The 25505-nt window shown below is 51.1% G+C and carries 25 protein-coding genes; 23 read left to right on the plus strand and 2 right to left on the minus strand.

The annotated features are described in order from the left end of the window. Positions 1-30: 30 nt before the first annotated feature. From hisG to JSQ80_RS11695, 15 genes are all read left to right on the plus strand, one after another. Complete coding sequence (hisG, locus tag JSQ80_RS11625; protein ID WP_206095384.1) at positions 31-669, plus strand: ATP phosphoribosyltransferase; 639 nt, start codon at positions 31-33, stop codon at positions 667-669. Positions 670-724: 55 nt separating this feature from the next. Next, positions 725-2002, plus strand: a complete 1278-nt coding sequence (hisD, locus tag JSQ80_RS11630; RefSeq protein ID WP_206095385.1) for a histidinol dehydrogenase — start codon at positions 725-727, stop codon at positions 2000-2002. 75 nt (positions 2003-2077) lie between these two features. After that, complete coding sequence (gene hisB, locus JSQ80_RS11635) at positions 2078-2686, plus strand: imidazoleglycerol-phosphate dehydratase HisB (protein WP_206095386.1); 609 nt, start codon at positions 2078-2080, stop codon at positions 2684-2686. A 3-nt stretch (positions 2687-2689) separates the two neighbouring features. Beyond that, positions 2690-3313, plus strand: coding sequence for an imidazole glycerol phosphate synthase subunit HisH (hisH, locus tag JSQ80_RS11640; protein ID WP_206095387.1), 624 nt, complete (start codon positions 2690-2692; stop codon positions 3311-3313). Positions 3314-3367: 54 nt separating this feature from the next. Then, positions 3368-4108: a 1-(5-phosphoribosyl)-5-[(5-phosphoribosylamino)methylideneamino]imidazole-4-carboxamide isomerase gene (gene hisA / locus JSQ80_RS11645; protein ID WP_206095388.1), complete on the plus strand. Its 741-nt coding sequence runs from the start codon at positions 3368-3370 to the stop codon at positions 4106-4108. A gap of 26 nt (positions 4109-4134) precedes the next feature. Beyond that, complete coding sequence (hisF, locus tag JSQ80_RS11650; protein WP_206095389.1) at positions 4135-4893, plus strand: imidazole glycerol phosphate synthase subunit HisF; 759 nt, start codon at positions 4135-4137, stop codon at positions 4891-4893. Further along, the gene (gene hisIE / locus JSQ80_RS11655; protein ID WP_206095390.1) at positions 4890-5585 is read left to right on the plus strand and encodes a bifunctional phosphoribosyl-AMP cyclohydrolase/phosphoribosyl-ATP diphosphatase HisIE; all 696 of its coding nucleotides are present in this window, start codon (positions 4890-4892) and stop codon (positions 5583-5585) included. Before hisF ends, hisIE begins: the two co-directional genes overlap by 4 nt. A 366-nt stretch (positions 5586-5951) precedes the next feature. Continuing rightward, entirely contained in the window at positions 5952-6902 is a 951-nt protein-coding gene (locus tag JSQ80_RS11660) for a ribose-phosphate diphosphokinase (RefSeq protein ID WP_206095391.1), read from the plus strand. Between the two features lie 204 nt (positions 6903-7106). Beyond that, positions 7107-9023 (plus strand): tetratricopeptide repeat protein, encoded by a 1917-nt coding sequence (locus tag JSQ80_RS11665; protein WP_206095392.1) that lies wholly within the window; start codon positions 7107-7109, stop codon positions 9021-9023. A 109-nt stretch (positions 9024-9132) separates the two neighbouring features. Beyond that, on the plus strand, positions 9133-10098 hold the full coding sequence (gene trxB / locus JSQ80_RS11670; protein ID WP_206095393.1) for a thioredoxin-disulfide reductase: 966 nt from the start codon (positions 9133-9135) through the stop codon (positions 10096-10098). A 194-nt stretch (positions 10099-10292) separates the two neighbouring features. After that, positions 10293-11243: an ROK family glucokinase gene (locus JSQ80_RS11675; protein ID WP_087434411.1), complete on the plus strand. Its 951-nt coding sequence runs from the start codon at positions 10293-10295 to the stop codon at positions 11241-11243. Between the two features lie 28 nt (positions 11244-11271). After that, on the plus strand, positions 11272-12168 hold the full coding sequence (gene rapZ, locus JSQ80_RS11680) for an RNase adapter RapZ (RefSeq protein ID WP_087434412.1): 897 nt from the start codon (positions 11272-11274) through the stop codon (positions 12166-12168). A gap of 11 nt (positions 12169-12179) precedes the next feature. After that, positions 12180-13166 carry a gluconeogenesis factor YvcK family protein gene (locus JSQ80_RS11685; protein WP_087434413.1) on the plus strand — a complete coding sequence of 329 codons (987 nt, stop codon included), beginning with the start codon at positions 12180-12182 and terminating at the stop codon, positions 13164-13166. Between the two features lie 6 nt (positions 13167-13172). Beyond that, a complete protein-coding gene (gene whiA, locus JSQ80_RS11690; RefSeq protein ID WP_087434414.1) occupies positions 13173-14105 on the plus strand; it encodes a DNA-binding protein WhiA in 933 nt (310 codons plus the stop codon). A 138-nt stretch (positions 14106-14243) separates the two neighbouring features. Beyond that, the gene (locus JSQ80_RS11695) at positions 14244-14510 is read left to right on the plus strand and encodes an HPr family phosphocarrier protein (protein WP_019421956.1); all 267 of its coding nucleotides are present in this window, start codon (positions 14244-14246) and stop codon (positions 14508-14510) included. A gap of 191 nt (positions 14511-14701) precedes the next feature. Here the strand turns inward: JSQ80_RS11695 and JSQ80_RS11700 are convergent, their stop codons facing one another. After that, positions 14702-15193, minus strand: coding sequence for a hypothetical protein (locus JSQ80_RS11700; RefSeq protein WP_087434415.1), 492 nt, complete (start codon positions 15191-15193; stop codon positions 14702-14704). 301 nt (positions 15194-15494) lie between these two features. Here JSQ80_RS11700 and JSQ80_RS11705 point away from each other — a divergent pair, with 301 nt between their 5' ends. The 6 genes from JSQ80_RS11705 (at position 15495) to JSQ80_RS11730 (ending at position 21562) form a co-directional block, all read left to right on the plus strand. Beyond that, complete coding sequence (locus JSQ80_RS11705) at positions 15495-16265, plus strand: SIMPL domain-containing protein (RefSeq protein ID WP_087434416.1); 771 nt, start codon at positions 15495-15497, stop codon at positions 16263-16265. A 375-nt stretch (positions 16266-16640) separates the two neighbouring features. Beyond that, positions 16641-17612, plus strand: a complete 972-nt coding sequence (locus JSQ80_RS11710) for an ABC transporter ATP-binding protein (protein WP_272491117.1) — start codon at positions 16641-16643, stop codon at positions 17610-17612. Further along, positions 17609-18460 (plus strand): ABC transporter permease, encoded by an 852-nt coding sequence (locus tag JSQ80_RS11715; protein WP_087434418.1) that lies wholly within the window; start codon positions 17609-17611, stop codon positions 18458-18460. Before JSQ80_RS11710 ends, JSQ80_RS11715 begins: the two co-directional genes overlap by 4 nt. Continuing rightward, a complete protein-coding gene (locus JSQ80_RS11720) occupies positions 18457-19275 on the plus strand; it encodes an ABC transporter permease (RefSeq protein ID WP_087434419.1) in 819 nt (272 codons plus the stop codon). Before JSQ80_RS11715 ends, JSQ80_RS11720 begins: the two co-directional genes overlap by 4 nt. 59 nt (positions 19276-19334) lie before the next feature. Continuing rightward, complete coding sequence (locus JSQ80_RS11725) at positions 19335-20378, plus strand: ABC transporter substrate-binding protein (protein WP_272491118.1); 1044 nt, start codon at positions 19335-19337, stop codon at positions 20376-20378. Positions 20379-20524: 146 nt separating this feature from the next. After that, entirely contained in the window at positions 20525-21562 is a 1038-nt protein-coding gene (locus JSQ80_RS11730) for a hypothetical protein (protein ID WP_206095395.1), read from the plus strand. Here JSQ80_RS11730 and JSQ80_RS11735 read toward each other — a convergent pair. Then, the gene (locus tag JSQ80_RS11735; protein ID WP_206095396.1) at positions 21548-21703 is read right to left on the minus strand and encodes a hypothetical protein; all 156 of its coding nucleotides are present in this window, start codon (positions 21701-21703) and stop codon (positions 21548-21550) included. The two genes, JSQ80_RS11730 and JSQ80_RS11735, sit on opposite strands and share 15 nt — an antisense overlap. Positions 21704-21938: 235 nt before the next feature. Here JSQ80_RS11735 and JSQ80_RS11740 point away from each other — a divergent pair, with 235 nt between their 5' ends. Both JSQ80_RS11740 and JSQ80_RS11745 read left to right on the plus strand, forming a co-directional pair. Further along, positions 21939-24245 (plus strand): helix-turn-helix domain-containing protein, encoded by a 2307-nt coding sequence (locus JSQ80_RS11740; RefSeq protein ID WP_206095397.1) that lies wholly within the window; start codon positions 21939-21941, stop codon positions 24243-24245. Positions 24246-24734: 489 nt separating this feature from the next. Continuing rightward, positions 24735-25481 (plus strand): hypothetical protein, encoded by a 747-nt coding sequence (locus tag JSQ80_RS11745; protein ID WP_240463627.1) that lies wholly within the window; start codon positions 24735-24737, stop codon positions 25479-25481. The last annotated feature ends 24 nt before the right edge of the window (positions 25482-25505 follow it).

Genomic DNA, 25505 nt, shown 5'->3' on the forward strand with positions numbered 1-25505 from the left:
TGACCATAATACGGAAAGAGGGTGACGCTTGTGCAGGACTGGCTGAAGGTAGCTATGCCGAAGGGGCGTATTTACAAGCAAGCATCGGCTTTATTTCGCGAGGCCGGGCTGCCTGTCCCTGAGGATCTGGATGATTCGCGCAAATTAATTATCGACGTTCCTGCGGCGCAGATGCAGTTCATCATGGCGAAGCCGGTGGATGTGCCTACGTATGTGGAGTATGGCGCGGCGGACGTCGGTATCGTGGGTAAAGACGTGCTGATGGAGGAAAGCAAGGACGTATACGAGCTGTTGGATCTCGGCATTGCCCGCTGCCGCATGTCGGTTATCGGACTCCCTTCGTGGAAGCCGGTTATTCATTTGCGCGTCGCAACGAAGTATCCGAATGCCGCCTCCCAATATTTTCGGGAACAAGGCCAGCAGGTTGAAGTGATTAAGCTGAACGGTTCGATAGAACTGGCTCCGCTCATCGGGCTGGCGGATCGGATTGTGGATATGGTGGAGACGGGGAAGACGCTGAAGGAGAACGGCTTGGTGGAGCTGGAAGAAATGTTCGGCATCACGAGCCGCCTTATCGCGAACCGAGTGAGCTACCGCATGAAAAATGAATCTATTCAAGGGTTGTGCGATCGGCTCCAAGCCGTCATTCCACGGCAGGGGACATTGTAATTGCAGGGATTGTGTCATAGTAAGACATTGGATGGTGAAAATGGAGGGAGAAACGATGCGGATAGTGAAGGCGGCTGACTGGGGAATGACGCGTCAAGCGGACTATGGCACCCCTGAACAGATTGAAACGGTAAAGCGCATTGTGCGCGATGTGCGGCTAAAGGGAGATAAGGCTGTTCATGAGTACACCCTCATGCATGATAAGGTGGCGCTCTCTTCCGAACAGCTGCGCATTGCGGAGTCTGAAGTAGAAGCGGCATATAAGAGGGTGGAGGAATCCTTCCTTATTGCTATTCGTCAGGCCGCGGATAATATTCGCCGCTTCCATGAGAAGCAGAAGCGCGCCTCCTGGATGGAATTCCAGCCGGACGGTACGCTGCTCGGGCAGATTGTGCGTCCGCTCAAGCGTGTGGGTGTCTACGTTCCCGGAGGCAAAGCAGCCTATCCGTCCTCCGTTCTCATGAACGTTATTCCGGCGCAGGTGGCAGAGGTGCCGGAGATCGTCATGGTTACCCCTCCTGCAACCGGCGGCACAGATGGCATCGACCCGTATATTCTTGTGGCCGCGGCAGAAGCAGGCGTGAAGGAGATGTACCGGGTCGGCGGCGCACAGGCCATAGCCGCGCTCGCATACGGCACGGAGACGATTGCGCCGGTCGACAAGATTTGCGGACCAGGCAACATTTATGTGGCGCTCGCGAAGCGGGAAGTGTATGGCGCCGTAGATATCGACAGCATCGCCGGTCCTTCCGAGATTGTCGTGCTGGCCGATGAGACGGCCCGACCGTCTTACGTCGCGGCAGATCTGCTCTCGCAGGCAGAGCATGACGAGATGGCGTCAGCAATGCTTATTACGAATTCCCCTTCGCTTGCCGATGCCGTATCTGCGGAAGTAGAGCGCCAGCTTGCCGTACTGCCGCGCCGCGATATCGCTGCGAAGTCAATCGAGCAATACGGAGCGATTCTCGTCGTGGACGATTTGCGTGAAGGCGTGAAGCTGGTCAACAAGATAGCGCCCGAACATCTGGAGATCTTGACGGAAGATCCGATGGAATGGGTCGGGTCGATTGAGAACGCAGGGGCCATCTTCCTCGGCGCTTATAGCTCCGAGCCGGTTGGGGACTACTTTGCCGGCCCGAATCACATTATCCCGACGAACGGGACAGCCCGGTTCTCTTCTCCGGTCGACGTCGATATGTTCCTTAAGAAATCGAGTCTGATTCGCTACAGCAAGGAAGCGCTCCTTGCGAACGGCAAGATGATTATGGAGCTGGCGCGTCATGAAGGACTGGAGGCGCATGCCCGCGCCATTGAGGTTCGGCTGCTGACATGAACCTCGCGTCGAATGGAACATTGCGATAATCTGCAATCTGCGAATAATTTTTGGGATAGAAGGGCGGAACCCCACATGACACAAAATAATGCTAATCGCGTTCGCCAAGCGGAGATCGCTCGCAAGACGAACGAGACGGACATACAATTATCATTTCACGTTGATGGCTCAGGCAACAGCCGGCATGACACCGGCGTTCCGTTTTTGAATCATATGCTCGATTTGTTTACGAAGCACGGACATTTCGACTTGCAGGTCAAAGCGGTAGGAGACATCGACATTGACGACCACCATACGGTGGAGGATGTCGGCATTTGTCTCGGGCTGGCGCTGAAGGAAGCGCTTGGCGACAAGGCGGGCATTCGGCGTTACGCCTCCGTATTCGTGCCGATGGACGAGGCGTTGGCACAAGTAATCATTGATGTAAGCAATCGGCCGCATTTCGAATATCGCGCTTCCTATCCTTCTGCGCAGGTCGGCACGTTCACAGTGGAGCTTGTGCATGAATTTCTATGGAAGCTGGCGCTGGAGGCCAGGATTACCCTGCATGTCATCGTGCATTACGGTCAGAACACGCACCATATGATAGAAGCGGTATTCAAAGCGTTGGGGCGCGCATTGGATGAAGCGACCTCCATCGATCCCCGGGTGCAAGGGGTACCTTCCACGAAAGGGGTGCTCTAGCCCATGATCGCCGTCATCGATTACGGGATGGGCAATTTGCACAGTGTGAGCAAAGCGGTGGAGCGGCTTGGGTATGAGGTTAAGGTAACAAATTCCCTTGAGGAGATGTTAGCGGCGGACGGGATTATTCTTCCCGGAGTCGGGGCCTTCGGCGATGCCATGCAGGCTTTGCAGGACAATGGCTTGGACGTCGCCCTCCGCAAGGCGGTCGAGGCCGGAAAGCGGACGCTAGGTATTTGCCTTGGCATGCAGCTGCTCTTCAACGAAAGTGAAGAGCACGGGCAGCATAGAGGGCTTGGACTTCTGTCCGGACGGGTCGTGCGATTCGAAGGGGGTTCCTACAAGGTGCCTCATATGGGCTGGAACCCGCTCACATGGCGGCAGCCGGCGCACCCGTTGACGGAAGGGCTGGAGGAGGGACACGTCTATTTCGTCCATTCCTTCCATGTGCTTCCGGACTCGGCAAGCGATGTGATCGCAACCTGCTCGTATGGCGGGCATCAGGTCGCTTCCATAGTCGGGCGGGATAATGTATGCGGCATGCAGTTCCATCCGGAGAAGAGCGGTTCGCTCGGGCTGCAGCTTTTGGAGCGGTTCCTGAAGCTGACGGACAACGCAAGGAACTAAAAGAACAGAAACAGAAATGACTCGGTTACATCCAAACTAGGAGGCGAGCAGCTTATGGCGGCATTTACGATATATCCGGCCATCGATATACGAGGCGGCCGATGCGTGCGATTGTTGCAAGGCGATTACGGCCAGGAGACGGTCTATGACGATCAACCGGTGGAGGTAGCCCGGCGTTGGGAAGCCGGCGGGGCCGCTTGGATCCACCTTGTCGATCTGGACGGCGCGAAGGCCGGGCATCCGGTAAACGACAGCCTCATTGCCGGCATTGCGCGTACCGTCAGCGTGCCGGTTCAAGTCGGCGGCGGCCTGCGCACGCTACCCGATGTGGAGCGCCTGCTTGAAGCCGGCGTGGCGCGCGTCATCCTCGGCACGGCTGCCATCGAGGACCGCGGGTTCGTGGAAGAAGCGCTTGCGCGTTATGGAGGGAGCATCGCGATCGGGATCGACGCCCGCGATGGATATGTTGCCACGCGCGGCTGGCTCGAAACATCGGAGGTTAAGGCCGAAGCGCTTGCCGCCGAGCTTGCCGGCGTCGGTGCGGAGACTTTTATTTTCACCGATATTTCGCGCGACGGCATGATGAAAGGCCCGAACGTCGAGGCGATCGTCTCCTTGGCGAAGTCATCCGGCCGGACCGTCATCGCTTCCGGAGGAGTCAGCAATCTGGATGACCTGCGCAAGCTGTCCGCGCACGCGGCAGATGGCGTCGGCGGAGCTATTGTCGGCAAAGCGCTGTATACAGGCGACATTGCCTTATCGGAAGCGGTAAAGCTTGCGCTCGCCGCACAATAACGAATAGATGAGACGGAGGGGATGACATGTTAGCGAAACGGGTAATTCCATGTTTGGATGTAAAGGACGGCCGGGTCGTCAAAGGCGTTAACTTCGTCCAACTGCGCGATGCCGGAGATCCGGTGGAGCTGGCGGCGCTGTATGACCGAGAAGGCGCTGACGAGTTGGTGTTTCTCGATATTTCCGCTTCGGTGGAAGGCCGGGCGACGATGGTTGAGGTCGTTCGTCAGACGGCAGGGGAAATCTCTATTCCATTCACCGTTGGCGGCGGCATTTCCCATATAGATGACATGATGCGAATTTTGCGCGCCGGAGCGGACAAGATCGGCATTAACACGGCTGCGGTCAAGCAGCCTTCGCTTATTACGGAAGGGGCGCGCCGCTTCGGTTCCCAATGCATTGTCGTCGCGATTGATGCAAGGTATAACGATGCATGGGGCGATTGGGAAGTATATACGCACGGAGGGCGTACTCCGACCGGCATGCGTGCCGTAGCATGGGCTCAGGAAGCGGAGCATCTCGGTGCCGGCGAGATATTGCTCACGAGTATGGATGCGGATGGAACGAAGGATGGCTTTGACATTGGGCTTACCCGTGCCGTATCGGACAAGGTCGGCATTCCGGTCATTGCGTCCGGCGGAGCGGGGAATGCGGCGCATTTTGCGGAAGCTTTCGCGGAAGGATATGCCGATGCGGCGCTTGCGGCTTCTATTTTCCACTATAAAGAAGTATCGATAGCAGAGGTGAAGGCGGCGCTGCGAGAAAAAGGGGTGAATGTGAGATGACAGCAAACCAGACAGCTATTCAGTGGGAGGAGCTGGCAGACCGGCTGCGATGGAACGAGCAAGGCTTGGTTCCGGCGGTCGTGCAGGATGCGGCTTCCAAGCAAGTTCTGATGGTGGCATATATGAATCGGGAGTCGCTGCGTCTATCGTGCGAACTGGGGGAGACGGTATTTTGGAGCCGATCCCGCGAAGAGATATGGCATAAAGGAGCCACCTCCGGCAATACCCAGCGCATCGTGTCGATAGCGGCGGATTGCGATCAAGACACGCTGCTCGTGCAGGTGGTGCCGAACGGACCGGCCTGCCATACGGGAAGGTATACGTGCTTCTTCAATGCGTGCGCGGAGCAGGAGAGCAGCGGATCTGCCTCGCCGTTATCCATCATCTCCGACTTGGAAAGCATGATCGCCGAGCGTGAGGCGGAGCGGCCGGAAGGGGCCTATACGTCGTATCTGTTCGACAAAGGCGTCGATAAAATATTGAAAAAAGTCGGGGAAGAAGCAGCCGAGGTCATTATTGCCGCCAAGAACGGCGATAACGCCGAGCTGAGGAATGAGACGGGCGATCTGTTGTTCCACCTGCTTGTCCTGCTGCGCGAGCGCAAACTGCCTCTGGATGAGGTGCTGGCCGAGCTGCAACGGCGCCATCAGACACCACGGCGGGATACGTATGACGAGCATGGAAAAGTATAAGAGTATGCATTATCCAAGGCAGGACCGAAATTTCCAAAAAAATGATCCGATTTTTTATTTAACGGCTGTTCAGATACGGAGAAACTTGTTACGATAGATATAACAAACATCCATCTTTGGTAAGGGGGCGTGACGATTACTAAAGGAGTTATGGGTGTTTTTCTGTTGCGTTCTTTATGACTGGCTTTTCAGGAGTCAAGGGGTTGTCCGTTGCTAGAATACGGAAATCCAGGTATAATAAGATTAGAATTATTATTAATTGAAAACAGGAATCATTTAGAGCGGTTCCAACGCAAGCAGTCATGTCGTTGGGTGGAGTTTGAGGCCGAGGCATTCATTTTCTCAAATGAGGAGGAACCTTACCGTATGCCGAGTAGTAAATTACGCATTTTCTCCGGCTCGTCCAATCCGAAGCTAGCCGCACATATCTGCTCGGAATTGGGTGTGGCGCTCGGAAATGTGAAGCTGTCCCGCTTTCAGAGCGGAGAAATTTACGTCAACTTTGAAGAGACGATCCGCAATTGTGATGTGTTTCTCGTTCAATCCTTCTCCCATCCGGTTAATGAGCACTTCGTGGAGCTGCTCGTCATGATCGATGCGGCGAAGCGGGCCTCGGCCCGTACGGTGAACATTATTGTTCCTTATTACGGCTATGCTCGTCAGGAGCGGAAGTCGGCTCCAAGAGAGCCGATATCGGCTAAAATGGTAGCGGACGTCTTAACGACCGTCGGAGCGGGCCGCGTTATGACGATTGACCTGCATGCTCCCGCCATCCAAGGCTTCTTCAACATCCCGGTCGATCACTTGACAGCGCTTGATTTGATTAGCGGCTACCTGAAGGAGAAACAGATAGCCAGCCCGATTATCGTATCTCCGGATGCCGGACGGGCATCTACAGCAGAGAAGCTTGCCAATCAACTGGATTCACCGTTCGCTATTATGATTAAGAAACGACCCGCTCATAATGAAGCGGTCATTACGCATGTCATCGGAGACGTGAAGGGACGCACTCCGATTATTATCGAGGATTTAATTGATACCGGTTCCACGATTGTGAACGTGGTCGAAGGATTGAAGGAGCGCGGGGCGGAAGATGTGTTCGTATGCGCCACGCATCCGCTCTTTAGCGGGGAGGCGCTGCAGAAGCTTCGCCATCCGAGCATTCGCGAGGTTATCGTGACGGACTCGATAGCGCTGCCGGAGGGCCATTCCGGGGTCATTCGCGTGTTGTCGGTTGCGCCCATGCTTGCGGAAGCGACGCGTATCATTACGAACGGGGGCTCTATCAGCACGTTGTTTAAATATAAAGGCGTATAGGTAATTAATAGCAGGGGATTGTTTTCACCGATGGGACTTGTTCGGTGCTAACGCAGGCATCTTCCGTAACGGGGCTGTCTGCGGCAGCTTCAAGGACTCTTTTTTCCTGATGAAGGTTCGTGAAAGGGATGAGGGAAATGCGCGTCATTATGGTATACTGGAGGGTATGTGTACAAAAATGACGTGTCAGGAGGTGCCTTGGCGATGGCAGAACAGAAGCCACTGTGTACAAAAGAGAATCATGTGATGGAACAGGACAATGTGGTAGGGTTCCCGGCCGATGCTGTCGCGTTCTCGGAGCGCGCGGTAAAGTCGCTGGATCGGCTGCACTACGACAAGGCATTGAGATATTTTCGCAAGGCGGTTGAATGCGAGTCGGACAACCCGATTCACCAATGCAACTTGGCAGGGGCGCTCGCGGAAACGGGCCGCTTTGAAGAGTCGAATCAGATCTTGGCCTATATCGTAAATGAGCTCGATCCGGATATGAATGAGTGCTACTACTATATGGCAAACAACTTCGCTTATATGGAACAGTTCGAGGAGTCCGAAATGATGCTTGGGATGTATCTGTCCCGAGAGCGACACGGCGTCTACGCCGAAGAGGCGGAAGAGATGCTGGAAATGCTTCATTACGAACTGAATCGGCCTTTTGATCCGGCTCGCCGAACGAAATCAGCAGGAGACGCGGCTGCGGAAGACGAGTTGGCAGAAGGAAAAGATAGCGGAGCTGCTGATAGTGTGCACGGTGCCGGGGGGAATGGAACGGCGAATGAGCCGGATGAGCGGGGTACGTTAGAACAGACGGCCGAGGATCATGAGCAGGCCCGCCTGCTGTTGGAAGCAGGGCGATTTGTCGAAGCGGAGAAGGTTTTGCAGCGGATTTTGGAGGCCGATCCCGATTTTTTGGCTGCACGCAACAATTTGGCGTTAGCCTATTATTACATGGGCCGCTTCGACGAGGCGCGTGAGACGCTGAACGGAGTTTTGGAGCGGGACTTGGGCAACCTGCATGCATTATGCAATTTGGCCATTTTCGAGCGTCATGCCGGTCACGAGGATACGGTGCGGTCGCTGCTTGATATACTGGTCAAAATCGAGCCGTTCCATCGCGAGCATGTGTTCAAGTTGGCTACGACGATGGGCATACTCGACGAACACGAGCAAGCTTATCGCCATTTGCACCGCTTGGTCGCCAGAGGAATGCAGCGTGAGCCGAGCTTGTATCATTATGCAGCGGTGGCGGCATGCCATATGGGCCGATATGACGAGGCTGCCCGGTGGTGGGCGTCTTGCCGCCGGCTGGACCCTGAATCAGGGGTGGCGACATATTTTTTGGAGCAACTGCAGCAGCGGGGAGAAGGCGGACTCGATCCAATGCCAAGCTATCATTATCGCCTGCCATACGAGGAGACGAGCCGGAAGGCGCAGGAGCGCGCCGCTCGCTCTGCGGCCCGCAAACGGATGGAAGATCAGGCATCAGCGGTCGATGGCGAGGACTGGGAGCAGCAGATCAAATCCGATCCGCTCGTGCGCTCCTCCCTGTTCTGGGCGCTTCGGTTCGGCGAGCCGGAAGTGAAGCTCCAAGCGCTGCAGGCCATGAGCCTGCTGGCAGATGAGGAAGCGAAGGAAGCGCTGCGGACGCTGCTGCTTGACCCGGGCCAAGACGCGTATATGAAGCAGGTAACGCTATATGTCCTCCGCTTGCTGGGGGTTAAGGGACCTATCGACGTGCAGTGGGACGACGAACGGATACAAATAAGCAGCAATCATATCGCCAATCGTCTGCCAACTTGGGAGCCGCATTGGCAGCAGGTATTGGATACGGTGCGCGATTATATGAAAGAGGAATATGATCTCTTTCAAATGCACGATGCCGAGACACTGTGGATTGAATTCATAACTCGCCTCTATCCCGATGATGTGCCTCGCATTGCGAAGGCTTCGAGCTGGGCGGCCGCATTGGAATATCTTATTGCGAAGATGTACCGCCGTCCTCTTTCTTATCAGGACGTTGCCGTGCGCTACGAAGTGTCGGCGGCGACGGTTGCCAAGCATGTAAAGCGTATGGAAGATACCTGTCAGGTGGAAGATAGATTAAAGCAAACGTTAAAGTTCTAAAGATCACTTTTTTTAGACAAACTCTTAAACCTGATAATCGCGGAATACACTTTCCCTTTGCAAGCAAGCATTTGTTAGACCACACTATACTGAGGGAGGCCTCACTTCTATGGAAAACAAAGTATACAAATCGGTTGTAATCGGCACGGGTCCTGCAGGATATACTGCGGCCATCTATTTGGCGCGCGCCAGTCTGAACCCGCTCGTAATTGAAGGCCCGCAGCCAGGCGGCCAGTTAACGACGACGACAGATGTAGAGAATTTCCCAGGCTTCCCTGAAGGCATCATGGGGCCTGAACTCATGGACAATATGCGCAAGCAAGCCGAACGCTTCGGCACGGAGTTCAAGTCAGGCTGGGTTACGGGCGTGGACTTCTCCAAGCGCCCGTTCAAGCTTCAAGTGGAAGGCATCGGGGAGATCGTTACCGAGTCGTTAATCGTGGCGACCGGCGCTTCCGCACGATATTTGAACATTCCGGGCGAGCAGGAGAACTTGGGTAAAGGCGTCAGTGCCTGCGCGACTTGCGACGGCTTCTTCTTCCGCGGGAAGAAAATCATCGTTATCGGCGGCGGAGACTCCGCGATGGAAGAAGCGAACTTCTTGACCCGCTTTGCTTCCGAGCTGACGATCGTGCATCGCCGCGATGAACTGCGCGCTTCAAAGATTATGCAGGATCGCGCGAAGGACAACAGCAAGATCAAATGGGCTTTGAACCGGACGCCGCTTGAAGTCGTTGGAACCGGCATGGGCATTACCGGCTTGAAAGTGAAGAACAACGAGACCGGCGCCGAGGAAATGATTGAGACGGACGGCTTGTTCGTCGCTATCGGCCATAAGCCGAATACCGATTTCTTGAAGGGGCACGTTGAGCTGAACGACCAAGGCTATATCGTCGTGAAGCCAGGCACGTCCGAGACGAACATTCCGGGCGTATTCGCAGCCGGCGACGTCCATGATATGAAATATCGCCAAGCAATCACCGCCGCGGGCTCCGGATGCCAAGCCGCCCTCGACTGCGAGAAATTCCTCGAAGGCAGCATGGCGCATGACTGGAGCAGCACGTTGAGCAATTGAATCTGCTGGCAGTTCCGTCGGTTTACCCTATCACATTTTACATGAACGGAGCCCGCGGGCTCCGTATTTTTCATTATGATTTTCCGATTTTCGGATCCGTTTCGGCGGCAGGCCGTTCTCTTGACCTGACTAAAGGGTTCGCGTATAGTGGGAACTGAAGTACCATACGATTATGAGTAAAAGGTGGATGACGCATGTCTGAGCAAATCTACGTGGGTGTCGATTTGGGAGGTACGGCTATCAAAGTCGGTATTTGCGATGCGGAAGGACGACTTCTGCAAACGTTTGAAGGGCCGACAGAGGTTCCCAAAGGTCCCGATATCGTCATGGATAACATCGAAAAATATATTCGCCAAATCGTGGAGGAGTCGCCTTACGATTGGAGCCAAGTGGCTGGAGTCGGCGCGGGAGTTGCAGGATTTACGAATGTAAAGGAAGGCGTTATCGTGCTGGCGCCCAACGTAGGATTTAAGGATGTGCCGATTCGTTCCATATTGGAAGAACGTCTTGGCAAGCCGGTCAAGATCGATAATGATGCGAATGTTGCCGCGCTTGGCGAAGCATGGAGCGGAGCGGGCAAAGGAATCGACCACTGTGTATGCTACACGCTGGGTACAGGTGTCGGCGGCGGAATTATTATTCATGGAAAGATCGTTCAAGGTTTTGCCGGATTAGCTGGAGAGCTCGGCCATATCGCCGTTATTCCAGATTTGGAAGCGATTCAGTGCGGATGCGGCAAAATGGGATGCTTGGAGACCGTATCTTCGGCAACAGGCATTATCCGCATGGCGAAAGATGCCGTGGAACGCGGTGATCGCACTTCGCTTTCCTTGGTGGAAGACATTGCGGCCAAGGACGTGTTCGACGCTGCCAAAGCCGGCGACGAAGTGGCCAGCCGAATTGTTTCCCGCGCTGCTTATTACTTGGGGAAATCGATGGCCGCTGTTGCAGTGACTCTGAACCCAGAACGGTTCATTATTGGCGGCGGCGTGTCCAAAGCAGGCGAGTTCTTATTTGACCAAATCCGTGAAACGTTCATGAAACTAACACCAGATCCGGTTACGCGCGGCGTATCGATTGTTCCAGCGGAGCTTGGCAATGATGCAGGCATGATTGGTGCGGCAGGTTTGTTCTTGCGTTCGTAGTCGGCAACGGTAAGGGAGAGGACGAACGATGATCGAATCGACAGAGATGACAGCACTCGCGAAACTCGTCATTATTACTGGGATGTCCGGTGCGGGAAAGACAATAGCGGTCCAAAGCATGGAAGATCTGGGCTTTTTCTGCGTGGACAATTTGCCTCCGGTTCTCATACCGAAGTTTGCAGAGCTTATTGAGCAATCCAAAGGGAAGATTGGGAAAGTCGCGCTCGTTATTGATTTGCGGGGGCGCGAATTTTTTACGGCCTTATCTGAATCCTTAAATTATATCCGAGAGCACTATACGATTAATTGTGAAATTTTGTTCTTGGATGCGACCGACGCGGTATTGGTGCAACGCTACAAGGAAAGCCGCCGTCGCCATCCACTCTATCCGAACGGGCTGCCGCTTGACGGCATCAAGCAGGAGCGGAAGCTGCTGGAGGATCTAAAAGGCTGGGCGACTCAGGTTGTCGATACGAGCAATCTGAAGCCGGCACAGCTGAAAGAACGAATCGTGTCCCGGTTCACGCATGCGGATCAGAACACGATGTCGGTCAATGTGACCTCGTTCGGTTTTAAATACGGTGTTCCCATCGATGCGGACTTGATTTTTGACGTACGCTTTTTGCCGAATCCTCACTATGTCGAACAGCTCCGTCCTCGAACGGGACAGGATATTGAAGTATACGACTACGTCATGAAATGGCCGGAGACGCAGGCTTTTTTGACGAAGCTGCTCGATATGCTTAATTTCCTGCTGCCACAGTACCGAAAAGAAGGAAAAAGTCAGGTCGTAATCGGTATCGGATGCACCGGTGGAAAGCATCGTTCCGTAGCCGTGGCTGAATATTTGGGTCGTATGATCGGCGCCAGCGACACGGAAGTCGTTCGTGTGAGTCACCGTGATGCCGAGCGGGATCGACATTAGTGGAGGTCGCTATGGCACGAAAAGGAGAAGAGCGCAAGCTTCCGCGCATCGTAGTGATGGGAGGCGGAACGGGTCTGTCCGTCATGCTGCGCGGGCTCAAAGAGAAGCCCCTTGATATTACCGCTATCGTGACGGTAGCGGATGACGGGGGCAGTTCGGGCATTCTGCGCAGTGAATTGCAGATGCCGCCTCCGGGAGATATTCGAAGCGTGTTGACGGCGCTGGCCGATGTCGAGCCTTCATTGTCTGAAATGCTGAAATATCGCTTTCAGAGCGGTTCCGGTCTGGCTGGACATAGCCTCGGGAACTTGATTCTTGCGGCGATGACCGATATCACCGGAGACTTTGTATCGGGAATTCGGGAATTAAGCCGTGTATTGGCTGTACGGGGACGCGTGCTTCCGGCGGCTGCTCAAGCCGTGGTGTTGAAGGCGGAGATGGCCGATGGAACGATTATCGAAGGTGAATCGTCCATTCCGAAGGCAGGTCAACGGATTAAGAGGGTGTTCCTTGAGCCTGGGTACGTAGAGGCGCTGCCGGAGGCGGTCGAGGCGCTGAATCAAGCTGATGCCATTCTGATGGGTCCGGGGAGCTTATATACCAGCATTATTCCAAATCTGCTCGTTCCTAAGCTGGCCCAAGCAGTACGAGAATCCGATGCGGTCAAAATATTCGTATGCAACGTAATGACCCAGCCGGGGGAAACCGATGATTACGCCGTGAGCGACCATTTGATGGCCGTGCAGCAGCATGTCGGCACACAGATGTTCGACTACGTTATCGTCAACGACGGCGAAATACCGCCGCAAGTCCAGGATCGTTACGCTGAACAAGGCGCAAAGGCGGTTCATTTGGATTTGGATGAAGTAACGAAGCGAGGCTACAAGGTTATCGCGGACTCGTTGGTGTTGTTCCGAACATATTTGCGCCATGACGCGGATAAGCTTAGCCATCACATCTATCAGCTGGTGGAGAATTGGATGTTACGAAAGAGGTGAGTAAAGATGTCTTTTGCGGCACAGACGAAAAAAGAATTAACGATGGTTGAATCCGAACCGTGCTGCGAAAAGGCGGAACTGTCGGCGCTCATGCGCATGAACGGTTCAGTACAGCTCTCCTCGAATCGCAAAATCATTTTGGATATTTCAACGGAAAATGCAGCGATTGCCCGCCGCATTTATACGTTGATTAAAAAATATTTTCAAGTGCATACCGAACTTCTCGTTCGTAAAAAAATGCGCTTGAAGAAAAACAACGTCTATATCGTGCGCATCCCTACGCGCGTGCAGGAGATGCTCCATGAGCTGCACATCGTATCGGAAGGATTTCAGTTTACGGATGGTATAGAGAAGCGGATAATCGCGCACAATTGCTGTAAGCGTGCCTATTTGCGCGGGGCATTCATGGCAGGAGGATCGGTCAACAATCCCGAAGGATCCTCTTATCATCTGGAGATTTCTTCGATGTATGAAGAGCATTGCAAGGCGTTGGTGGATCTGGCCAATGAATTCCATCTGAATGCCCGATTCATTGAGCGCAAAAAGGGCTTCGTCCTATACATTAAAGAAGGCGAGAAGATCATTGAGTTCCTCAATATAATCGGTGCGCATCAGGCTCTGTTCAAATTCGAGGACGTCCGGATTATGCGCGACATGCGCAATTCCGTGAACCGCATCGTGAATTGCGAGACCGCCAACTTGAATAAGACGATAGGTGCTGCTGTCAGGCAGATTGATAATATCCGCTTGATTGAAAAGGAAATGGGCTTGGAGCAGCTCCCGGAGAAGCTGCGCGAAGTAGCTGAGGTTCGTCTTGCGCATCCGGATATTAACCTGAAGGAAGTGGGAGAGCTTCTTAAAGGAAAGGTGAGCAAGTCAGGCGTCAACCATCGCCTGCGCAAAATCGATGAGCTGGCCGAGCGGATCCGCAATGGATAACGAGTTGGGACATGAAGGGGAACACCTTTATTCCTAGTTTAAAATCGTTTATAATGCTATAATGTGATAAAATGAAGCAAAGTGGCGTAAATTTGTGTTAAAGTAAACTATACATGAAATATAGGGGGTATGATTCGCATGGCTCAACAACCAGTTGTCGTACGTTTGAAGACAGGATTGCACGCTAGACCTGCGGCCTTGTTCGTTCAAGAAGCGAATAAATATTCTTCGGATATCTTCGTTGAGAAAGAAGATAAGAAAGTGAATGCGAAGAGCATTATGGGGATCATGAGTCTCGCAATCAGCTCCGGTACGACCATTACCATTACGGCCGACGGTGCGGACGCCGATCAGGCTGTAAGCGCTTTAGTCGTGCTTGTGAGCAAGGAAGAATTGGAGAACTAATCATTACTTACGTGTTGTGACTTTTACGTATGAATGATACGCAGCTGTTACCCACAGCTACCCACAGAAGAGAAGAGCCTCAAGGCTCTTTCTTTTTTTGTGTTGCAGCCGATTAGGATGGCAGTTAGACATAACAAGGACCTGGACGAATGCCCAGGCCCTTGTTGCCGATTATGTTATGTGATCATGAATTATTGATTGAATACATCGATTGAGCCCTTAACGTTCCCTTTGATGCGCAGACGGTACGTTTCTCCGGCTTTCACTTTGTAAAAATAAAACGGTTCATTTTGCCAGCCGATTTTACCTGATATCGTTTGCTGATGGATCCAGCCGCTCCACGGAACATACCTTTCCAACTGTATTTCATAATTGGTGCTGTCTCCCGTATTTTTCTCCGAGCTGGCATTCACATAAATGGTATCCCGCACGGAGTCGCTCGGAATCGTGATATCCTCTTTAATTTGATGGCTGGATGTGGTTGAGAATGAGGACGACCATAAATATAAAGCCGGTCCGAGCGTCTGAAACGGTTTCTTGTAAGTCGCGGAGTAGCCGCTTTCGGGACCGTAGATGCGATCCGACTGGGCTTGATTGGCCGACTCGGCAAACAGAGAGGCAGGTGCTAGCATGCTGACGGCGAGCGCAACCAATAATGTTTGTTTTACCTTATTCTTGAACAACAGAAATTACCTCCTCTTTCAACAATTAGGGAAATGTTTGCGCTTCTAACATACCATGACCTGAAAGTTAGAAAAAGGTTAATCAAAGTAAAATATGAAAATTTATGTATTCTATTTCAAATATTTTATATCGAAATTTAAAATAACTTGCGTGGAGTCTGAACATTTCTGTTTTTTCAGTTACACCCGATTGATTTCTGAATCTTTGTTATGGAACGTGTGCAACATAATTTCCCTTGGGAACGTTTAGAAGACAAGAGGTTAGCCAATCTTATATCTAAACGATGCGGAGGGAATGGATATGGGTCAAGTTGGAGTGCAAATGACGCCTTGGCGTCGGACGGCTGTTGCTGTCGTGTTGGTTGGTGCGATGTTGGCAGGTGTATCAGGGGCGATTGCGCCTAATCCAGTGCATGCGGCAGGAGAGCAAACGATGCTGAAGGATACGATTAACGTGTCTGGCACAGGCGAGCTGGAAGTGACGCCGGATGTGGCGTACGTGGATATTGCGGTGGAGACCCGCGCCAATACGGCTGCGGAAGCGCAGCAAAAAAACGCGGCTGCATTCGATAAGGTGAAGCAGGTGCTCACCCAAAAATACGGGGTGCAGGACAAAGATTTGAAAACAACCAATTTCTCTGTAGATCCGGTGTATAAATATGCCGAGAATACGGAGCCGAAGGTTGTGGCTTATCAAGCGCAGCATGCCGTACGAGTGACTTATCGCGACCTTGCCCGCTTGGGCAATCTGGTCGATGCCGCTACGAATGCGGGGGCGAACCGAATTACGCAGATTAATTACGACACTGAGAAACGCTCCGAGTATGAGACCCAGGTGCTGGAACAAGCGGTGCAGCATGCGACGAAGAAGGCTCAAGCATTAGCGAAAGCGGCCAAACGGGAAGCAGGCACGGTGATTACGATTGTCGAGTCCGGGGCCGATTGGACCCCGGTGCGAATCATGACGGAGCAGATGAAGACGGCAGATTATGCATCGAATAGCTCTTCGGCTCCGCAAGGCGGATTGGTGAAGCTGCGCGCGCAAGTGCAGGTGCAATTTCAAATGAAATAATGAGGAATGAGAATAGCCCCCGAACGCAGATGAAATAGAATGCGGTTTGGGGGTTGTTTTTTGATGCCATAAGCCCTAGAATGTGAAAGGGGATTCGGAAAATACCGATTTCCTTCAAATAAGTGGATTGCAGACCTTAACATGGTGGAAATGCGTCAATCCCTTGAAGTTGGATGTATGTTTTTGTCGAAATTACGTAAAAATAGTTGTATCGTCAGAAAAAACGATGTATATTGGATATGCAAAAACGCCAACGTGATCTGGACGGAAAGCCATACCAATGGATATGGCTTTTTTTGCTTAATGGATAAGAACGTTACATTTCTCACAATACAGCATCGTTTCTACTTGATAGGCTGATGATATAAGGGGTTGATGCTAATGATTGAACTGGTAAATGTGGAAAAGCATTTTGCCGGGCAACCCGTTGTGCATCCTTTGTCGCTTACGATTGACGAAGGGGAATTTTTAACGCTGCTCGGTCCGAGTGGTTGTGGTAAGACGACCATTTTACGCATGATTGCAGGCTTTGAACAACCAACGACAGGCGAGATTCGGCTAGACGGAGAAAATGTTACCGATTTACCTCCGAATAAGCGCAATTTGAATCTGGTCTTCCAACATTATGCGCTGTTCCCGCATATGACCGTGGAGCAGAACATTCAGTTTGGCCTGAAAATGAAAAAAATTCCGCAAGCGGAGCAGCGCGAGCGGATTGCGGAAGCGATTCGGCTGACCCAGCTTACGCCGCTGGCCAAACGTTATCCGCATCAGCTGTCAGGCGGACAGCAGCAACGTGTCGCGATTGCGCGCGCCATTGCGAATCATCCCAAGGTGCTGCTGCTGGATGAGCCTCTCGGCGCTCTGGATCTGCAGCTGCGCAAAAATCTGCAGGGCGAATTAAAACAATTGCAGCGCAATTTAGGGATTACCTTCGTCTATGTGACACATGATCAAGAAGAAGCGATGATGATGTCGGATCGTATCGTTATTATGAATAATGGACGTGTGGAACAAGTGGGTTCCCCCAAAGATATTTACGAACGCCCGGAGACGTTGTTTGCAGCGACGTTTGTTGGGGAGAATAATGTATTTCATAAAGATCATATGTTTGCCGTTCGTCCGGAGAAGATTCGCGTTACGGCTGAACCGGAGGATGGGCGCAAATCGGGCATTATACAAGATATTGTCTATTTAGGAAACATTCATAAGCTAATTGTGCACCTTGCGCATGAGCAGACGAATGTGACCGCCGCCTTGGACTTCACGGATGAACGGAAATGGGAAATTGGACAACGCGTCGGTGTAAACTGGAACGCTCAGGATGAGGTGATGATCGGCCCATGAAACGCTCCTTCGGCATCATTGCGCCGGTCGTGTTGTGGCTAACGGTCTTTCTCGTCGTGCCGATGGTGGCCGTCATTGCCGTTTCTTTCATGCAACGCGACGAGTTGGGCAATGTCGTATTTTCGTTTACGTTGGATAATTACGCGCGCTTTTTTGACCCGCTTTACTTGGGCATTTATTGGGATACGCTGTGGCTGTCTGTATTGACGACGGTCATTTGTCTATTGCTAAGTTATCCGCTGGCCTACTATATATCGAATGCAAGTCCGAATCGGCAGAAGCTGTGGCTCGTTCTGATTACGGTTCCATTCTGGATTAACTTCCTCATTCGGACATACGCATGGGTGCTGCTGTTGCGGACGCAAGGCGTGGTGAACAATGCCTTAATCGACATTGGGCTTATCCAAGAACCGCTTCAAATGCTCTACACGAAAGGAGCCGTTCTGCTCGGGATGGTCTACACGTTCATCCCGTACATGGTGCTGCCCATTTACGTCGCTCTGGAGCAGATGGACAGCCGTTTGCTGGATGCGGCGAGCGATCTGGGCGCCACTAGGTGGAAGTCCTTCTGGCATATTACGCTGCCGCAGACGAAGTCGGGCATTATGACCGGAAGCGTGCTCGTGTTCATTACCACGGCAGGCATGTTCGTCGTTACCGATATTCTCGGCGGCGCCAAAGCGCAGATGCTGAGCAATATTATTCAGAATCAATTCCTGGGCGCGCGCGATTGGCCTTATGGCTCTGCGCTGTCGGTGCTCTTCGTGCTGAGCTCGCTCATTATTATTGCGCTGTTCAACCGGGCTCTTCGCTCCAATTATGAATCATCGAAGGAGGCGAGAGTATGAAGGCTGCAGGCAAAGGAAAGCAGCATCCGCTGCTCGCGTTTCATTCAGCATTGCTGATTCTGTTCATATATGTGCCGGTCTTGATGATTATCATCTATTCATTCAACGACTCGCGCATTAATTCGAACTGGAGCGGATTTACACTTAAATGGTACGGTTCGTTGTTCGATAACCGCCAAGTCATGGAAGCGCTCGGGAACAGCCTATCGATTGCCGTCATTTCGACGGTTGTGTCAACCATATTCGGAACAATGGCTGCACTTGCGCTGCGCCGTATGGCAAGCCGCAAGAAGCAAGGTGTCGTCGGCCTCCTGTATTTGCCGATTATTGTGCCGGATATTATTATGGGGCTGTCGCTGCTTGTCTTGTTCAGTCAATTCCAGATTCCGCTCGGGAAGCTGACGGTCATTATCGCGCATATTACGTTCAGTATCTCGTATGTGTACGTTATCGTATCGTCTCGCTTGGCCAATATGGGCAAGCAGTTGGAGGAAGCGGCTTCCGATCTCGGGGCATCGCCGTGGCAGACGTTCCGCTTCGTGACGCTGCCGTCCATCTGGCCAGGTGTTCTGGCTGGGGCGATCATGGCCTTTACCTTGTCGATTGACGACTTCATGATCAGCTTCTTTGTCGCCGGTCCGAACTCGACCACCCTGCCTATTTACATTTACGGCTTGGTCAAGCGAGGGATTTCGCCGGAGATCAATGCGCTGTGCACGTTGATGATTATCGTCAGCGTTGCGCTCATTGTGCTGGCCCAGTGGTTGTTGAACCGCGGCAACGGAAACGAACGGAGTTCCATGTTGCCGTTCTAATTTATTTTTTTCATAATGAAAATCTGCAGGAATATGCAGGATCAGAGAGGGGTAGTAAATTGAACAAAAAGAAATGGTTCGCGGTCGTATTGGCCGGGATGTTGGCACTTACCGCACTGGCAGGCTGCTCTTCGAAGCAAGAGACGCTCAATCTGTATAGCTGGGCGGACAACTTCGATATGGACATGATTAAGAAGTTCGAATCGGAGAATAACGTAAAAGTGAACTATGCCATTTTTGCCAACAACGAGGAACTGCTGGCGAAGCTGAAAGCCGGCGGGGCGAATTATGATTTAATCCAACCTTCCGATTATATGGTGGCAAGCATGATTAAGCAGGATCTGCTTGAGCCGCTTGACTTAAATCAAATTCCGAATTTCCAATACGCAGCGGATCGTTTCAAGAACCCTGAATTTGATCCGGGCAATAAATATTCCATCACGTATACGTGGGGCGTTACGGGGATCGCGTATAACAAAAAGTACGTGAAAGAAACGCCTGCGAGCTGGTCTGATCTGTGGAAGGAAGAGTATAAAGGCAAAGTGCTGCTGCTCGATGACAACCGTGAAATTATCGGCATGGCGCTGAAGAAAGCGGGCAAGTCGAATAGCTCGCAAGCTGAAACCGACATCCATGCAGCGGCTGACGATTTGCGCAAGCTGGTGCCGAGCGTGCTGGCCTTTGACACAGATAACATTAAGCAGAAAATGATCGCGGAAGAAGGCTGGATCGGAACGGTATGGTCTGGCGATGCGGCGGTTATCGCAGCAGAGAACCCGGATGTGGCGTATGTGGTGCCTGAAGAGGGCGGCACGATCTGGTCGGATAACTACGCGATTCCGAAGGGTACGAAAAATAAAGAGCTGGCCCAAAAGTTCATTAATTTCATGCTGGATCCGGAAAACAGCGCCAAGAACTATGAATCGATCGGCTACAGCAACCCGATCGTGAAGGCGAAGGAATTCCATAGCAAGGAATACTTGGACAATCCAATGATCAACCTGTCGGAAGATGAGCTGAAACGTACGGAATGGCTCATTGATGTCGGCAAGCATCTTCAATTGTATGACCGTCTCTGGACGGAATTGAAGAGCGGTCGGTAATAGAGATTCAAGAAGCTTGGTGGCGTAGACTCATAGTCTGCGCTATCAAGCTTTTTCTTTTTGCAAGATCTTGGGTTATGATGTCCTGTATAGGTTAGCCGCCGATCTTACCGGCAACAATACAAGCAGTAAAGGAGATTCTCTTGATGAAGAAACAAATTCTTGCAGCAACAGTTTTGGCCTTTGGCTTGCTCTCGGCCGCTCCGGTGTATGCCGAACAGCCTCTGGGTTTCCCGAAACCGGGTCTCATTGCTATCGCCGATCTGAAGAAAAGCTATGCAGAGGCAGCGACTAAAGCGGTGAAAGCATACGCGGACGGCAAAGTCTTTACGTTGGAAGAGGCATACAAGAACAAGTATAATGTCGATGACAAGACGGAGAAAGAGGTTTGGATTGTGCAGTCGAAAGACAGCGATGCCGTTGTGACTATTGATATGGATTCAGGTAAGGTGAAGAACGTATCGTTACATTTTGCGCCAGACGAGATAACGGGCAAATATGCGACACATGAAAAGAAGGTGCAGGCGTTTGTTAAAGAGCAGCAATTGCCTGAGTTTTCTCTTAAGGAAATGAAATTCGTCAAGTATGAAGACGGACCGAGAAAAGGCGAAGAAACTCTTCGCTTTGCAGGCGAAAAAGGACTGCAATTCATAATAATCAATGTTAAAACAGGCAAAATCGAAGATTACTTCGGCCTTATCTATAAGCTGGAGAAGGTGGACAATAAGCTGAAGCAATCGGCGGAGCAAGCGTTAAGCAAATTGATGGACAGGAAAGTTCAGCCGTTTACGGATGTGGAGCGGGAGATGACCAAGGGTGAGGAGCGATATGTGTTCAAAAGAATGGAAGATATGAAAAATGCCAAAGGCCGGGATGGCAAGCCGGTAAAACAAGCGACGCAAAACGTGCTCGTTAACTCCAAGGGCAAAGTGCTGCGAGCTTCCTTCATTTCAGAGCCCGAGGGGAAAGAACGGAAGAAAATCTCCCAAAAAGAGGCTGTTGCTGCCGCTGCGCCTGTCATCAAAACAATATTGGGCGTGGATGTCGGAACGCACAATGTAGAATTCGATTCCGATATTAGCATCTTAAGCTTCACCAGCAAAGGAAAAGACAAAATCGTCGCAGATTTCGATAGATTCGGTACATTGACGATGGTGGGCTACGACTTTTCAACCATTTGGTAGACGCCGAACCATATGAAGGTTAATGAGGCTGCCGGAGCGATGTTCCGGCAGCCTCAAAACATGTCCACAGGTGTCATATACAATCGTCCATACATAGCTGCCATCCCATGCGCCATGTACCAACACAAAGCTTGCCATCATTAAAGTCTCCTCTCATTATTTCTATTGTTCGATTATATTAGAATAATAATATAAATGACGTGATTACGCAACAATTATCATATGCTTGTCGATCAGATATAGTCGAAATTTGTCGAATTTTATATAGCGATAGAAATAAATATGTTATAATATAAAACGCTTACAACAGAAAGTATCCTTTTTCCTAGAACTCACATGCGCGAATTGACATAAACCGATGGAGGGGGACTGGAAAATGAGATGGAATCATTTTAAATCCAAGCTGCTGTTCAAGTATATTTTGTCGTACTTGTCGATCTTTCTGGTTCCTTTAATTATTATGACGGTTATCATTTATGAGAACGCGGTCAGCAACCTCCGCTCCGAAATCGAGCAATCGGGCATAAGCCACCTAGAGCAAGCTAAATTGAATATTGATGGCAGGATGGCAGAATTGAGCGATATCGCCGCGCGAATAAGCTTCGACGGCAAGCTTACGCCTTATATGGTGCGGCACTTCTATTATAGCGGCGAAGCGATCGAGGCACTGGACAAGTACAAAGCGAACAGTTCCATCATTAATGAGCTGTTCTTATATTTTCGCGGCGATGATATCATATATTCTTCAAGAGGGCTGATGTCGATTGATACGCTCGTCGATCACAGCTTTCCATTCATGAATTGGAACAAAGAGACATTCGTCAAGGATTTGAACTCGGTCCATATTCCGACGCTTCGTCCGTCCGATTCGGTTGCGGTGAATAACCAATACGGGAAAGATCGGCTGCTCGCTTATCTTGTTCCGATCCCGCCGAATCAGACCTATTCTCATGGCACGGTTCTGTATTTCATTGAAGAATCGATGCTCACCGGGCTGATGGACTCGGTACTCGGGAACTTTAAGGGGAATGCATATATCTTTGATATGGATGGCCATGCGCTTGCCGCGACAAGCCGTGGGGATGAGATGACTGAAGCGGATATGGCCAAGCTGGCCTCGATGCCGCCCGGCATTCATAGCGCAACATTCGGCAATGTGGATCATTCCGTCGTTGCGGTCAAGTCGGAAGCGAACGGTTGGACTTATGTGACAGCGATGCCATCGGAACAGTTTTTTGGCCGCGTCGTGCATATCCAGACGTTTATCTTCCTGATATTTGGCGTCGTCCTTATCTTCGGATCTATTCTGGCGGTGCAGTTGGCTCGGCGGCAGTACCATCCCATCCGCGACTTGATGGAATTCGCCAAGCTGAAGACGAACCCGGATAACGTTCTGCCGTCAGGGAAGTCCGAGTTGGAGTGGATACGGGAAACGCTGCTATCCTATCGGAATCAGGTTGATCTGCAGGAGCCGTATGCACGGAATCAGTGTCTGCTGACGCTGCTGAAACACGGGGCGCCGAGCCGTCAGGAAGCGGAGGATATGCTGCGCATGATCGGCGTATCCATGCCTGGGAACCGTTGGTTCGTCATCATTGTGGCTTGGGATTATAGTGAGGTATTGCCTTTATCCACGCGCAATCGGGGAATGCTATTGCAGAAGCTTGCCGAACTTCAACGAAGCGATGCGCAAGCGGCCGTATATGGCGTGGAATTGTCGCAGCCCGATCAACTTGCTCTTATCGTAAGCCTGACCGCGGATGAGACAGAGAAGGAACAGTTCCGGATGGAAGCAGTCGTCGAGGAGATGCAGCGCGCCATTTTGGAGCATGCTCAGGTCGTGCCTACGATGGGCGTCGGAGGTTGCCATGCCGGACCCGAGCAGGTGAATCAATCTTATATCGAAGCTGCTTCTGCGCTCGAATATCGGATCGTGAACGGGAAGGGCAGCGTGACCTTCTTTACACATCTGTCTCATGAGCGGGATCATCATTTCTGGATTGCCAAGGACTCGCTCATCAAGCTTGCACAGAGCTTGAAGCAAGGCAATGCCAACGTGGCGGTCGCAACTATCGGGGCCTTGTTCAGCAAGCTGCATAGTCAAGATATGCCGATCGCGCTTCTGCGCTGCATGTGCTTTGATTTGCTTAATACGGTGCTGAAGGCCGCATCTGAACTGGGGCTTGCCGAAATGGCCCAGCGCGTGCCGGATCTGGCGGGCTTCGAGACGCTGGAACAGCTGGAAGCGAAGCTGTGCGAGCTGGCGCTCTACATTTGCGGTCAAGTGGAACAGCTGCAAGAGACCGAGCAGCGCTCGCTCGCCGATGAAGTCATTGCATACATTGAGCAGCATTATACCGATTATGAGCTTAGCCTCGAGCGGCTTGCCGGGATTTATCGGGTGTCTGTCTCCTATTTGAGCCGTTCGATTAAGGAGAAGAGCGGACGGACATTCTCGCAATATGTGTGGCAGCTGCGGATGGATGATGTCGTCCACCAGCTTAAGAGCGGCGACGAGCCGCTGAAGGACATTATTTTGCGCGTCGGTTATTTGGATGTGCCGAACTTTATCCGCAAGTTCAAGAAGGAGACCGGCTATACTCCGGGCCAATACCGGAGGCTGTACGGGGCAGGCGAAGTCTCTGCCGACTTGGACGAGGATGGAATGAAGACAATCGTATAAAAATATCGGACCTATCTCCTCCTTGTAGTACGGCTAAGTCATTGTTTTCACCGCCAATCACAGGAGGAGAATTTGTCATGTGCAGTATCATTTTTCATTTGTGAATTGCAATTCTCTTTCTGCGGCAACGGGGTGCCGTTATCTTCAGTGTTATTTCGCTTTACAAATTAGAGGAAATATTATATATTATTTACAATTCCAACAAAAACGATAAAAGCAATCCTTAAACCCGCTTCCTTTACTCAACTCAATTTCCCCCTTATTTAAGGCACAACAGAATGAAAGTAATTTACTCGCTAACCATGAATGATCCCCTCAGATTTTCTTATCAAAGGACTCCATAGCCATTCTGTATTTGGCATTTCAACCAGATTTACAGATCAGAACATACACTCGGAAACTAAATCCTACAATAAAACTCTTTTTAATGGGGATTTCTTTGACGCTTTCGAAGTGGATTTATTTTACATTTCTATAAAAAGGAGGCTAATGAAAGTGAAAGGAAATAGGATCGAAAAAACGTTACGTATGTTGTTGGCTGTGCTTGTGATCGCCAATGTCTTTTTCAGCGCAAATTCTTTTGCCAAGGAGAGGAGTGTATTTCCCAGTAAGGAACAGTTTCTTCAAATGGTAAGAAGTGATTTCAATTATGTAAAATACAAAAAACAGTTGCTGAACGTTGAACCTAAACTGGTGAATGATCTTCGTGATGAGAACAATAAACCGTACGGTTATATTGCTCAATTTGAATTTGAATATGGGAATGAGGCAAAGAATACGATTCAATTCGCTTCGCTTCTCGCTTTTGCCTATGATGAGAACAAACAAGAAGTTGAAACTTTCATAATAGACTATAGTAATTCATATCCTGATGGAAAAATATACGTAAGAGATCATACTGAAAGTATTCTGCATTCTTACGCAATCAATGAAAACCTCAAAAAATATTTCTCGGATATTACTAAAGAAGCTCAAGTGTTACAAGAATTAAACAGCGATAGCGATAATATCTTATCCAATACATATTGCTGGCAATGTACAAAATATGAGGACAGAGGGGACAACTATGATGGAAAATGCGGGGCGCTGGTAGGAACAGCCTGTCTATTTGCAGACAAAATACCCATATACGGAAAACTTATATGTGCAGGGGCTACAATTATAGGTTGTTATGTGCCTCCTTATAAAATTTGTGTTGAGGGAAGATGGAATAGCAGGTGTCCTGTTGAGGATTGAAAAGGATGTTGTGCATGAATGTCC

Source organism: Paenibacillus apiarius (assembly GCF_017052585.1).
In the GTDB taxonomy this organism is placed as follows: Bacteria; Bacillota; Bacilli; order Paenibacillales; family Paenibacillaceae; genus Paenibacillus_B; species Paenibacillus_B apiarius.